The organism is Xylanimonas sp. McL0601 (genome assembly GCF_049852175.1).
Taxonomy (GTDB): domain Bacteria; phylum Actinomycetota; class Actinomycetes; order Actinomycetales; family Cellulomonadaceae; genus Xylanimonas.
Genome location: NZ_CP187527.1, coordinates 2,977,078 through 2,989,116, shown reverse-complemented (window position 1 = coordinate 2,989,116; position 12,039 = coordinate 2,977,078). Strand labels below are relative to the sequence as shown.

The window sequence follows — 12,039 nt, the reverse complement described above, 5'->3', positions numbered from 1 at the left end:
ACCCCGAAGGCTCGGGACTAGGCTCGCGGCATGGCATCTGACCTCACCATCGGCTACGCCGCCATGCTGGAGCAGTTCCACCCGACGGAGGTGGTCGACCTGTCCGCCTACGCCGAGCAGCACGGCTTCTCGGGCGTCATGGCCGCCGACCACTTCCAGCCCTGGGTGCCGCAGCAGGGCAACGCCGCCTTCGTCTGGAACGTGCTGGCCGCTCTCGGCGAGCGCACGCGCGGCGACATCGGCCCCGGCGTCACCGCGCCGACGTTCCGCTGGCACCCGGCGATGATCGCGCAGGCCAGCGCGACGCTCGCCGCGATGTACCCGGGCCGGCACTGGCTGGGTCTGGGCTCGGGCGAGGCGCTCAACGAGCACGTCGTCGGCGGCTACTGGCCCGAGGCGGGCGAGCGCAGCAACCGCATGTTCGAGGCCATCGAGATCATCAAGAAGCTCTTCAGGTCCGGCATCGAGGGCAAGGACGTCAAGCACCAGGGGCAGTTCTACACGCTCGAGTCCACGCGCCTGTGGACCATGCCCGAGGTCGCGCCGGAGATCCTCGTGGCCACCGCCGGCCCCATCAACGCCAAGCGCACCGGTAAGTGCGCCGACGGCATCATCACGGTGGGCGCGCCGCTGGAGAAGATCTCCATGCTGTTCGGCAAGTTCGAGGAGGGCGTGCGCGAGTCGGGCCGTGACCCGGAGGGTATGCCCAAGGTGCTGCAGGTGCACATGAGCTGGGCCGAGACCGACGAGGAGGCCCTCGCCAACGCCATGACGGAGTGGCCCAACGGCGGCATGAAGTTCCCCAAGGCCGACATCCGCTCGCCCCACGACTTCGCGCAGATGGCCAAGCTGGTGCGCCCCGAGGACTTCGAGGGCCGCATGGTCATCAGCGCCGACCCGGACAAGCACCGCGAGGCCATCCAGAAGTACGTCGACCTCGGGTTCGACCGCGTGTACCTGCACAACGTGGGCCGCAACCAGAAGGAGTGGATCGAGGTCTTCGGCCGCGACGTGCTCCCGAAGCTCACGCGTTGAGCGAGCGGCTGACCGTCTGGGCACCCGACGGGCTCGGCGAGGTGCGCCCCGGCGACGACCTCGCCGCGCTCGTGGGCGACCTGCTCGACGGCGAACGGCTGGCCGAGGGGGACGTCGTCGTCGTGACCTCCAAGGTCGTGTCGAAGGCGGAGGGGCGCGTCGTCGCCGCCGACGACCGCGAGCAGGCCATCACCGACGAGACGGTGCGCGTGGTCGCGACGCGGTCGCGCCCCGGACTGCCGCCGCTGCGCATCGTCGAGAACCGGCTGGGCCTGGTCATGGCGGCCGCCGGCGTCGACGCCTCCAACACGCCCGACGGCACGGTGCTGCTGCTGCCGCTCGACCCCGACGCATCGGCCAGTGCCCTGCGCGACGCCCTGCGCGCGCGGTTCGGGCTCGACCGCCTCGGCGTCGTCGTCACCGACACCGCCGGGCGCGCCTGGCGCGACGCCCTCGTCGATATCGCGATCGGCGCCGCCGGCGTGCAGGTGGTCGACGACCTGCGCGGGGGTGCCGACGCGCACGGCCGGCCGCTCAACGTGACGGTGACCGCCGTCGTCGACGAGATCGCCTCCGCCTCTGAGCTCGTCCGAGGCAAGGCGACGGGACGCGCCGTCGCCGTCGTGCGCGGCGTGGGGAGGTACGTTCCCGCCGGCTCGGGTGCGGACGACGGCGATGCGCCGCCCGGGGGCGCACGGCGGCTGGTCCGCGGTAGCGCCGACGACCTTTTCCGTGAGGGCACCTCCGAGGCCTACGCGCGCGGGCACGCCGATGGCGCGGCGGGACTCCCACCGCGCCCGTGAGCGTGCGCCGCCCGCGGGGCCGCTAGCTCGCGAACAGGTCGCCGACGGGCTCGGGTCCGTCGTCCGGCACGACGAGCGACCGGAGCAGGCTCTCCGCGACCTCGCGCCGGCTCACCTTGCGGTTCCGCGTGGCCGACTCCAAGATGTTGCGAGCCTCGTGCTCGGTGCACTGGTTGGTCTGCATGATGGCGCCCACGGCCCGCTCGACGGCCTTGTCGTCGCTCAGGTTGCGGTACAGGCCCACGGCCCCGTCCTCGACCTCGGCAAGCCTCAGGCGCAGCCGGAACGCCGAGGCCACCAGCTGAGCGTAGGAGTCCGCCGCGGTGAGCAGCCGGGAGTCCCACGGGTCGGCGGTCTTCGAGTAGAGGTTCAGCGCCACAGAGATGCCAGGGCCGACCACCGCGGGCACGGCGACCGCTGACACGAACCCCTCCTCCGACGCCCGGGTGCGCCACAGCTCCCACCGTGACTCCAGCGCGACCTCCGGGACGATCTGCGCGACCAGCTTGTCCATGGCCTCGATGCACGGTCCGACGCCGCTGACCGCCTCCGCCTGGTCGCACCGCGCCGCAGCATCGGAGCTGCTCCCGGCGCGGACCGTCACGCCGAGCTGTCGCACGGTGATGCTGGCCTCGACGGACCTGCCCAGAACCGCGGCACACCGCGTGGCGAAATCGTGCGGGAACTTCGAGATACCCATGGGATCCACATACCTCCGGTCGGCCTCGGCTACGCATGGCACCGGACACCCGCGATGCTCGTGGCCCCCGGCGCCCCGCGCTAGTGGTCCGACGTTACGCCCGGCACCACCGGCGCGCGGGAGTGACGTCAGCGCGGCCTGACGTACGCAGGCAAGGCTTTGCTTGCTAGCGCCCACGTCGTTCAGCGGGTACTCCTAGGTCCATGACCGTCACGAGAGCCGCCGAGCGTCCCGTCAGCCTTGCGCAGCGGCTCAACTGGTTGCGTGCGGGGGTCCTGGGCGCGAACGACGGCATCGTCTCCGTCGCGGCAGTCGTCGTCGGCGTCGCGGCTGCGTCGGCGTCGCAAGCGGCGCTGCTCACCGCGGGCCTCGCAGCCCTGGTCGGCGGGGCGATCTCGATGGCGCTGGGGGAGTACGTCTCCGTGTCGTCGCAGCGCGACTCCGAGCGCGCGCACATCGCGCGCGGCGAGCTGGTGCTCGCCGAGGAGGACGTGGTCTCGCCGTGGCACGCGGCGTCTGCGTCCGCGGCGGCGTTCACCGTGGGCGGCGTGCTTCCCTTGCTCTCCGTGCTGCTCGTGCCGCAGCCCTGGAAGGTGTTCCTGACGTTCGTGGTGGTGCTCGCGGCGCTCGCGGTCGCCGGGTGGACAGCGGCGCGCATCGGCGGCTCGCCCTGGTTGCGCTCGACGGCGCGCGTGGTGGTGGGCGGTGCGCTCGCGCTGGGCGTGACGTTCGGTCTGGGCTCGCTGCTCGGGGTCACCGGCGTCGTCTGACGGGCTCTCAGCCGCCCGCCGCGTCGAGCTCGGCCGTCACCTCGGCGGTCACCTCGATGTCGCGCGGGCGCAGGTCGAACCCGCCGGCCTCGGCCGCGGAGGCCTTCGCGAGCATGCGGGCCGCCGGGCCTCCATGGCTTCCCTCCGGGCGCGGCACGCCAGGATGCAGGCCGTCCTCGTACAGGCCGACGAGCCGGGCCTCGCCCAGGTCGAGCGCGGCCGCGTAGTCGCGGGCGCGGGCGAGCGCGTCTCGCGAGGCCTCGGTGCGGACCTCGCGCAGCAGCGCCGCGCGCGTGCCGTCCGTGAGGTCCCAGTCGAGACGGACCACGTCGACGTCGTCGAGCGAGGCGAGCGACCCGATCAGCTCGCCGAGGGCGTCGAGGCGTGCGAACGTCACCTGGACGTCGGCACCCGCTCGGTAGCGCGTCACCTGCTCCTGCTGGCCGGGGCCACCGCCGCGCTCGACCGGGAGGGGAATCCAGTCGGTGTACGCCCACGCGTGCACGTCGGGGGAGGTCCACCGCGTCGCGGCACCCTCGTCCACGTAGCGCTGCGCCAGCGTGGTGACGGCGGCGTGCGTCCGTTGCGCGTCGGCGAGGACGCCGCTGCGCGAGTCGCCGGAGACGGTGACGGACAGGTGCACGGTGCCCCGCTCGGGCGCGACGGTGCGAGTGGCGGAGCCGTGGACGGCGATGCGGGCCATGCCCGCCATCTTGCGGCGGCAGCGCGCGTCGGGCCTCCCGAGACGTCCGGTCAGCAGACGGCGCTGCCGCGGCGAGCGGCCCACGCGTCACACAGTGCCGTGACGTCGGACTGCATGCCGCCGAGCTGCGCCTTGAGAGCATCGACCTGGCCGCGCAGCGCCGCGACGTCGGCGCTGCCGGCACCGCCCGCGGGCGCCGTGCCTGCAGCCGGTGCTGCGGTGGCCAGCTTGCCGGCGAGCTGCTGCGTGGACGTCTCGAGCGCGCCGACGCGCTTCGTGAGGCCGTCGAGCTGACCCAGCTGCTGCGTGGCCTGCTCGACGGCGGCGACGCGGGAGGTGAGGTCGTCGGCGGTTCCGCCGGCGTGCTGGGCGTTCGTGGTCAGGCCGTCGACCTGCCCGGTGACGTCGTGGAGCTGGGACTGCACGGCGGTGACCTGGCGGGAGATCTGGGCGTTCTGGTGCCAGAGCGCGGCAGCGGTCCCGGTGGCAGCGACGGCGAGCAGCAGCGCGACGACGGCGGTCACGGCCCAGGCGCGAGTCGAGAGACGGGAGCCTTCGCCGGCGCCGTCGGGCTCGAGCAGGGGGAAGACCGTGAGCGGCGAGTCTGTGACCGCCGCGAGGGCGGGCGTGGGGGCGTCGAGCGCCTGCACGGGCGCCGCGGGGCCGGGCTGCGCGCCCGCGAGGCCCGGCACCGGCGGCCGGAGCGGTGCGCTGGGCGTGGCGGCCGCGAGGGGCGGCACCAGGAACGGTCCAGGCACGATCACCGTCGCGTCGGTGGGCAGCGAGCGCGCCGGGGGCTGGGCGGGAGCTCCCGCGGCCGTCTCGGCGAAGTGGCGGCCGCCGGCACGACGCGAGAGCAGGGCCGACGGGTCCTTCGGCGGCGCGGGAACTGGAGCGTGTTCCGCTGCGGGCGGAGGCGTGGGCGCACTAGGCGGAAGCTGGGCCGGCGCGGGCGGAGGCGTGGCCGCACGAGGCGGAAGCTGGGCCGGCGCGGGCGGGGGCGGCGTGGCCGCAGCAGGCGGAAGCGGGGTAGGCGGGGGCGGAGGCGTGGCCGGGGCGGGCGGTGCCGTGGTGACCACGGGCACCGGAGCGGTCTCGGTCATGCTTCTCCTGTCGGGACGGGCCGGCTCCCCCAGCCGGGCACGGCACATGGTCGCCGGGGCGGGGCGGCGGTGACAAGTCCGCGCCCGGCCGGACCGTCTACCGGGCGACAGCGACACCGGCGTGCGGCGACCGCCGAGCGCCGGGAGCTGCGCGATCCGGCGTGAGGGCGGCGCTCAGAGGGCGAGCTTGAAGCCCTCGTGCGACTGCGCGTAGCCCAGGGAGCGGTAGAACCGGTGGGCTTCGGGGCGCTGCTTGTCCGAGGTGAGCTGGGCGAGCGCGCAGCCGCGCTCACGGCCGCGAGCGTGCGCGTGCTCCATCAGTCGGCGGCCGACGCCCTGCCCACGCAGGCGGGCGTCGACGCGGACGGCCTCGACGTGGAGCCGGGTCGCGCCGTTGCGCGCGATGCCCGGGATGAACGTGAGCTGCATGACGCCGACCACCTCGCCGTCGAGCTCGGCGACGACCAGCTCGTCGTTCGGGCTGGCTTCGATGGCCTCGAAGCCCGCGACGTGCGCCGGGCCGAACGTCCCGGTGCGCCCGGCCGCCACCGCGTCGTCGGCGATGAGCGCGACGATGCGGGCGAGGTCGGCGCGGCGGGCTTGGCGGAACGTGACGAGGCTGGCGGTGTCGGCGGTGCTCACGCCTGCGAGAGTAACGGCGGCGTCCGACGGCGCCGAGGCGGACCGGTTCGGCGTGCCGGTAACCGATTACTCTTCCGGCATGGCGCGGATCAAGGACGTGGCCCAGCTCGCCGGGGTCTCGACGGCGACGGTGTCCCGGGTGCTCAACGGGATCGTCGTGCGGTCGGACCTCGCCGAGAAGGTGCACGGCGCCATCGACGAGCTCGGCTACGTGCCGGACCGCACGGCCCGCTCGCTGCGCCGCCGTCACTCCGACGTGATCGCGCTGGTGCTGCCCGACATCGAGAACCCGTTCTTCACGTCGCTCGCGCGCGGCGTCGAGGACGTGGCGAAGGTCGCGGGCTACTCGGTGGTGCTGTGCAACACCGACGACCTGCACGAGAAGGAGCGGGAGTACCTGCGGGTGGCCGAGGTCGAGAACATGGCGGGCGTCATCATCGCCCCGGCCAGCGACGATCCCGCGCTGGCCGGGCTGCTCGAGCGGCGCCGCGGCGTCGTCGTGCTCGACCGGCGCATCAGCGCGCAGGTGGACCAGGTGACGTTCGACAACGTGCGCCTCGGTCGCGCGCTCACCGAGGGGCTTGTCGCTCGCGGGTTCCGGCGCATCGCCTGCGTGACGGGGCCGGCGACCACGAGCACCGCCGTCGACCGCGCTCAGGGGTGGCACGAGGCGCTCAGCGCGGCAGGGTGCGACGCTCCCGACGAGCTGCTCGTGCACGCCAACTTCCGGGTCGACGGCGGGTACGACGCGCTCCTGCAGCTCCTCGAGCTGCCCGAGCCCCCGGACGCGGTGCTCGCGACCAACAACCTCGTCGGCGTGGGCGTGCTCCGCGCGCTGGCCGACGTGCACGGCCGGCCGACGGCCGGCCCGGCGGAGACCGGGTGGGTCGACCTCGGCGGCGGCGACGCCGTGCGCGGCGACGCGGGAACCGGCCCGCGGCTCGGTGTCGCCGTCATCGGCGAGCTGCCGTTCGCGACGTCCCGGACGGCCGACGTGCTGCTGTGGCCGCTCAACCCGCGGGCGCTGGGCACCGCGGCGGCGACCATGCTGCTCGAGCGCATCGCCGGCCTCGACGTGCCGCCGCGGCACGTCGAGAAGGGTGTGCCCGGCCTCGACGGCGAGGTGTGAGCGACCGGCTGAAACAGAGCGCTTCGAGCTCGCCTCTCGGCCTTGCCGGGCTCGGGCCTCTTGTTTCTGTAATCGATATCTGACACGCTGCAAAGGCCGGAGCCCGCCTCCCCGAGCCTCGTGCGCCGGGTGCGCGGACCCACCGTCGAGACCAAGGAAGGTCCTGATGACCACGACGCCGTACGCCGTCCCCACGCTCGCCCCCGAGCCGGTCGCCCCGGCGCAGACCGCCTACCTGGTCGCGTCCGGCGACCTGCGCGAGTCCGCGAACACCGCGGGGTGGCCCACCCAGGTGAAGCTCGAGCAGGTGCTCACCGACGCGTTCGCGGCCCAGGGCTGGACGCTGGTGCGGGCCAACGGCGTCGACCCGGCGACCGCTCACGGGTTCATCAGCTCGCAGCGCATGGGGCTCGAGGTGTTCCGGTCGATCCCGCCCGACGCGCCGCTCGTGGTCGCCGAGGCGGTGTGGCAGTACTCGCACCACGTGCTGGCCGGGCTGCGCACCCATCGCGGGCCGATCCTCACCGCCGCGAACTTCGCGGGGGACTGGCCTGGGCTCGTCGGGCTCCTGGGGCTCAACGCGGGCCTGGCGAAGATGGGTCGCGCGTACTCGACGATCTGGACCGTGGACGGCTCGGACCCGTGGTTCCAGGACGGGATCGCGGCCTGGGTGGCGACGGGGCGGATCGAGCACGACACCTCGCACGTGCGGGACCTGCCCGCCCTCGGCGCCTCCGCAGAGGCCGAGCTCGGCCGCGCGCTGGGGGAGCAGCTGCGGCGGGACAAGGCGATCGTCGGCGTGTTCGACGAGGGCTGCATGGGCATGTACAACGCGATCTTCGACGACGAACTGCTCAACCCGACGGGCATCTACAAGGAGCGGCTGTCGCAGAGCGCGCTCTGGGCTGAGATGCAGCGCGTCCCCGACGCCGAGGCCGACGCCGTCCAGCAGTGGCTCGTAGACGCGGGAATGACGTTCCGCCTGGGCACCGACGAGGCGACCGAGCTCACGCGCGGGCAGCTCCAGTGGCAGCACAAGATGTACGTCGCCGCGCTCCGGATCGCCGACGACTTCGGGCTCGACGCCGTGGGCATCCAGTACCAGCAGGGGCTCAAGAACGTCTGCCCGGCGTCGGACCTCGCCGAGGGGCTGCTCAACAACGTGCAGCGGCCTCCGGTGCTCTCGCGCGACGGGTCCCGCGAGCTGTATGTCGGGAAGGCGCTGCCGCACTTCAACGAGGCCGACGAGGGCGTGGCCGTCGACGCGCTGGTGACCAACCGGGTGTGGACCGCGATGGGGCTCGATCCCGCGACGACGCTGCACGACGTCCGGTGGGGGGAGGAGCTCGACGGGCAGTTCGTGTGGCTGCTCGAGATCTCCGGGTCGGTGCCGGCGTCGCACCTGCCCGACGGATACGCCTCCGCCGAGGGGTGGCGGCAGCATCCGGTGTTCTTCCCGGCGGGCGGATCGACGCTCAACGGGGTCTCGAAGCCGGGCGAGGTCGTGTGGTCGCGGGTGTACATCGCGGACGGCGCCCTCCACGCCGACCTGGGTCGCCTGACGGCGGTGGAGCTGCCGGAGGTGGAGTCGACCCGGCGCAAGGTGGCGACCAACCCGGAGTGGCCCGTGATGCACGCCGTCATGCACGGGATCACGCGGGACCAGTTCATGGCCCGGCACAAGGCGAACCACCTGTGCGTGGCGTACGCGCCCGACGCCGAGACCGCGGACAAGGCGCTCGTGGCGAAGGCCGCGCTGCTCGACGCCGTCGGAGTGCGCGTGCACCTGTGCGGGGACGTCACCGTGGAGTGACGAAACCGGACGAGGGCGAAATACCGGAATCGCTTCACACAAGGGACGAAACGGTGGGATCGTGCGGCGCACCCTGACCGACTCATCGTGGAGGACCTTGTGACCGACCAGTGGACGTACGCCCCGCAGCAGCAGTACCAGCCCCACCCGCCGGCGACCTGGACGCCGCCGGTCACGGGGTTCGTGCTCGCGCTGCTCATCCCCGTGGTGGGGATCTTCATCTGCCACAGCGAGAAGAAGCAGGCGGCGGCGATCGGACAGGACAACGCGCTGGCGCGGGCCGGTTTCGTCTACTCGATGGTGGCGTTGATCATCGGCGGTGCCGGGGTGCTGATGTACCTGGCGATCGGTGCGGTCTTTCTTGCGAGGTTCGCGAACCTGTCCTGAGTCAGCGCCTGCGTGCGTCAGCGGCGACAATGTCAGCGCCGTGCTCCCAGCCCGAATGGAGGGGTCCGCCATGAACCTCGTCCAGGTCGCCCTTCGCGCCGCGGACCTCGACCGTGCCGTCGCGTTCTGGACCCGCCTTCTGGGCAGCGGCCCGTCCGGCCGGTTCGACCCGCCCGGCCTCGTCTTCTTCGACCTCGACGGCGTCCGCCTGCTCCTGACGAGAGAGGCGCCGCGGTCGATGCTCTACCTACGTCTCCCGGGCCTGCGCGAACGGCTCCCGGCGCTCGTGGCGGACGGCGTGGTGCTCGAGGAGGAGCCGCACGTGATCTTCCACCACGACGACGCCGCGCTCGGCCCGGCGGGCGCCGACGAGTGGCAGGCCTTCGTCCGCGACACCGAGGGCAACCTCGTCGGGCTGGTCGACTTCATGTAGCCACCAGCGGGGATGTCACATGCGCGACCCCAGCATCGTCACCTTTCCAGGAGCGTCGCCACGGCGCTCGCACCCGGAAGGAGACACGATGCGCACCCAGATCCTGGTCCTCGGCGCCGGATACGCCGGCGTGATGGCGGCCAACCGCCTCACCCAGCGCGACGACGTCGACATCATGCTCGTCAACCCGCGGCCGCACTTCGTCGAGCGCATCCGCCTGCACCAGCTCGTCGGCGGCACGCACGACGCCGTCCAGCCGTTCGCGCACGTGCTCGCGGACGCGGTCCGCGTCGTCGTCGACGAGGCCGCCGCGATCGACGCCCCGCGCCGGCGCGTGCTGCTCGCGAACGGCGACGAGCTCTCGTACGACTACCTCGTCTACGCCGTGGGCAGCAGCCCGAGCGACAGCGGCGTCCCCGGCGTCGACGAGCACGCCTTTCCGGTCTCGTCGTTCGAGTCCGCGACCCAGCTGCGCCGGGCGCTCGCCGACGAACCCGACGCTCCGGTCGTCGTCGTCGGTGGCGGCCCCACCGGCATCGAGACGGCCGCCGAGCTCGCCGAGCAGGGCCGCGACGTCACGCTCGTCGCCGGGACGGTGGTCGCGCCCTACTTCAACGAGCCGGGCCGGCGGTCGCTCACCAAGCGGCTCCTGCGGCTCGGCGTCACGGTGATCACCGGCACGCGGGTCACCCGCGTCACCGACGGGTTCGTCGAGCTCGCCGACGGGCAGCACGTGCCCACCGGTATCACCGTGTGGGCCACCGGGTTCGAGCCGTCCGACCTCGCCGCGCGCAGCGGCCTGGCCACCGACCCGGAGGGCCGGCTCCTGGCCGACGAGACGCTCACCAGCATCGACGACGACCGCATCGTCGGCGCCGGGGACGCCGTCTCGCCGTCGGGCGTGCCGGAGCGGATGAGCTGCCAGGCTGCGGAGCCGCTCGGGATGCGGGCCGCGGAGACGGTGCTGGCGCGACTCGCGGGCCGCCGGCCTGAGCTGCTCGCCAACCCGTTCTTCGGGCAGTGCGTCGCGCTCGGCCGCGGCGGGGCCACGGCCCAGATCTCCCGCTCCGACGACACCGCCACCTGGATGTTCGTCGGCGGGAAAGCCGGCGCCTGGCTCAAGGAGCAGGTGTGCGTGCTGACCGTGACCTCGCTCGTGAAGGAGGCACGGAAGCCCGGCTCCATGTGGAACCCGTCGACCAAGGCTCGCCGGCACGTGCTCGAGGCCGCAAAGGCGGAGACAGCGGCGCCCGCGCAGGCCACAGTGGTCGCATGAGCTCTCCCGCCGCGAAGGCCGAGCAGTTCGAGGGGCTGCGCCCCTTGCTGTTCTCGATCGCCTACCGGCTGCTCGGCAGCGTCGGCGAGGCCGAGGACGCCGTCCAGGAGACGTGGCTGCGCTGGGAGGCCTCCGGCACCGAGCCGGTATCTCCCAAGTCCTACCTGTCGACCATCGTCACGCGGATCGCGATCGACGTGCTGCGCTCGGCCCGGGTACGCCGGGAGGAGTACCCGGGCCCCTGGTTCCCCGAGCCGCTGCTCGAGGACCCCTACTCCGAGCCGGAGCGCGCGGCCGAGCTCGCCGACTCCCTGTCCACCGCGGCGCTGCTGCTGCTCGAGCGGCTGAGCCCGCTCGAGCGAGCCGTCTTCGTGCTGCACGAGGTGTTCGGCTTCGGGTTCGACGACGTCGCCGCCGCCGTCGGGCGCAACGAGGTCGCGTGCCGGCAGCTCGCCTCGCGGGCGCGGCGGCACATGGAGGAGGGCAGGCCTCGCTTCGAGGCCGACCGGCGCGAGCGCGCCGAGCTCGCCGCCCGGTTCTTCGACGCCATGCGCCACGGCGACGTCGACTCCCTGCGCGAGCTGCTCGCGGCCGACGTCCAGATGGTCGCGGACGGCGGCGGCAAGGGCCCGCTCTGGGGCAAGGGCATGTTCTTCGGCGTCGACAAGGTGGCGCGGCTCCTGGCCGTCATGGCGTCGATGCTCGGCGAGGTGGGCGGCGTGCTCGAGGAGCACGAGATCAACGCCCAGCCGGGCGCCCTGCTCACCGACGGCGCCGGCCGCATCGGCGGCAGCATGGCGCTCGACATCACCGACGGCCGCATCCAAGCCATCCGGAGCGTGACCAACCCCGACAAGCTCGGGCATCTGGGCGAGGTCGCGGACGGCGCGTCGCTGCTGCGCGAGGTCATGCGACGCCGGCGGGAGAATCCCGCCGAGGGCTGAGCTAGACCGGGAACCAGGCCGCGGCGTCGTTCCTGCGACCGCACTCCGGGTCGATGTCGGTGCCCTCCGCCTGCCGCGCGAGCCACCGCTCGTGGTGCCCCGCGCAGCTCAGCATCGTGCGGCCGCAGCAGGCGGTGACCGCGCGCCAGACCACCTCGCCGTCGCACGGATGAGTGGAGTACCGCGCGAGCGAGCAGTCCACGACGCGGTCGTAGCCGACGAGCGCGGCAAACTGCTGCGACAGCGTGGGTCCTTCCGCTTCGGCACTCATGGGCGGACGGTACCGCCGGGCTCGGCAGGT

Annotated in this window: 14 protein-coding genes; 9 read left to right on the top strand and 5 right to left on the bottom strand. The window is 73.3% G+C overall.

Annotated features, from left to right (window positions below):
- Positions 1 to 30: 30 nt before the first annotated feature.
- Together ACO4JP_RS13840 and cofE are read left to right on the top strand one after the other, a co-directional pair.
- Positions 31 to 1,035: a TIGR03557 family F420-dependent LLM class oxidoreductase gene (locus tag ACO4JP_RS13840; RefSeq protein WP_425954568.1), complete on the top strand. Its 1,005-nt coding sequence runs from the start codon at positions 31 to 33 to the stop codon at positions 1,033 to 1,035.
- Positions 1,032 to 1,838, top strand: a complete 807-nt coding sequence (cofE, locus tag ACO4JP_RS13835; RefSeq protein WP_425954567.1) for a coenzyme F420-0:L-glutamate ligase — start codon at positions 1,032 to 1,034, stop codon at positions 1,836 to 1,838. Before ACO4JP_RS13840 ends, cofE begins: the two co-directional genes overlap by 4 nt.
- Before the next feature lie 22 nt (positions 1,839 to 1,860).
- Here cofE and ACO4JP_RS13830 read toward each other — a convergent pair whose 3' ends face one another.
- Complete coding sequence (locus tag ACO4JP_RS13830) at positions 1,861 to 2,538, bottom strand: ANTAR domain-containing protein (protein ID WP_425954566.1); 678 nt, start codon at positions 2,536 to 2,538, stop codon at positions 1,861 to 1,863.
- Between the two features lie 203 nt (positions 2,539 to 2,741).
- Here ACO4JP_RS13830 and ACO4JP_RS13825 point away from each other — a divergent pair, with 203 nt between their 5' ends.
- Positions 2,742 to 3,308 (top strand): VIT1/CCC1 transporter family protein, encoded by a 567-nt coding sequence (locus tag ACO4JP_RS13825; RefSeq protein ID WP_425954565.1) that lies wholly within the window; start codon positions 2,742 to 2,744, stop codon positions 3,306 to 3,308.
- A gap of 7 nt (positions 3,309 to 3,315) precedes the next feature.
- On the opposite strand, the gene ACO4JP_RS13820 is transcribed toward ACO4JP_RS13825, so the two are convergent.
- The 3 genes from ACO4JP_RS13820 to ACO4JP_RS13810 form a co-directional block, all read right to left on the bottom strand.
- Positions 3,316 to 4,011, bottom strand: coding sequence for an SIMPL domain-containing protein (locus ACO4JP_RS13820; protein WP_425954564.1), 696 nt, complete (start codon positions 4,009 to 4,011; stop codon positions 3,316 to 3,318).
- A 50-nt stretch (positions 4,012 to 4,061) separates the two neighbouring features.
- On the bottom strand, positions 4,062 to 4,769 hold the full coding sequence (locus tag ACO4JP_RS13815) for a hypothetical protein (RefSeq protein WP_425954563.1): 708 nt from the start codon (positions 4,767 to 4,769) through the stop codon (positions 4,062 to 4,064).
- A gap of 519 nt (positions 4,770 to 5,288) precedes the next feature.
- A complete protein-coding gene (locus ACO4JP_RS13810) occupies positions 5,289 to 5,756 on the bottom strand; it encodes a GNAT family N-acetyltransferase (protein WP_425954562.1) in 468 nt (155 codons plus the stop codon).
- A gap of 79 nt (positions 5,757 to 5,835) precedes the next feature.
- Between ACO4JP_RS13810 and ACO4JP_RS13805 the strand changes: the two genes are divergently transcribed.
- The 6 genes from ACO4JP_RS13805 to ACO4JP_RS13780 all read left to right on the top strand — a co-directional run bounded on the left by ACO4JP_RS13805 (position 5,836) and on the right by ACO4JP_RS13780 (position 11,738).
- Positions 5,836 to 6,885, top strand: coding sequence for a LacI family DNA-binding transcriptional regulator (locus ACO4JP_RS13805; RefSeq protein WP_425954561.1), 1,050 nt, complete (start codon positions 5,836 to 5,838; stop codon positions 6,883 to 6,885).
- 166 nt (positions 6,886 to 7,051) lie between these two features.
- Positions 7,052 to 8,698 carry a fucose isomerase gene (locus tag ACO4JP_RS13800; RefSeq protein WP_425954560.1) on the top strand — a complete coding sequence of 549 codons (1,647 nt, stop codon included), beginning with the start codon at positions 7,052 to 7,054 and terminating at the stop codon, positions 8,696 to 8,698.
- An 87-nt stretch (positions 8,699 to 8,785) separates the two neighbouring features.
- Complete coding sequence (locus tag ACO4JP_RS13795) at positions 8,786 to 9,085, top strand: hypothetical protein (protein ID WP_425954559.1); 300 nt, start codon at positions 8,786 to 8,788, stop codon at positions 9,083 to 9,085.
- A gap of 70 nt (positions 9,086 to 9,155) precedes the next feature.
- Complete coding sequence (locus ACO4JP_RS13790) at positions 9,156 to 9,518, top strand: VOC family protein (protein WP_425954558.1); 363 nt, start codon at positions 9,156 to 9,158, stop codon at positions 9,516 to 9,518.
- Positions 9,519 to 9,606: 88 nt separating this feature from the next.
- Positions 9,607 to 10,794: an NAD(P)/FAD-dependent oxidoreductase gene (locus ACO4JP_RS13785; protein WP_425954557.1), complete on the top strand. Its 1,188-nt coding sequence runs from the start codon at positions 9,607 to 9,609 to the stop codon at positions 10,792 to 10,794.
- Positions 10,791 to 11,738, top strand: coding sequence for an RNA polymerase sigma-70 factor (locus tag ACO4JP_RS13780; RefSeq protein ID WP_425954556.1), 948 nt, complete (start codon positions 10,791 to 10,793; stop codon positions 11,736 to 11,738). The genes ACO4JP_RS13785 and ACO4JP_RS13780 overlap by 4 nt, the downstream gene beginning before the upstream one ends.
- A 1-nt stretch (position 11,739) precedes the next feature.
- Here the strand turns inward: ACO4JP_RS13780 and ACO4JP_RS13775 are convergent, their stop codons facing one another.
- A complete protein-coding gene (locus ACO4JP_RS13775) occupies positions 11,740 to 12,009 on the bottom strand; it encodes a hypothetical protein (protein WP_425954555.1) in 270 nt (89 codons plus the stop codon).
- Positions 12,010 to 12,039 lie beyond the last annotated feature (30 nt).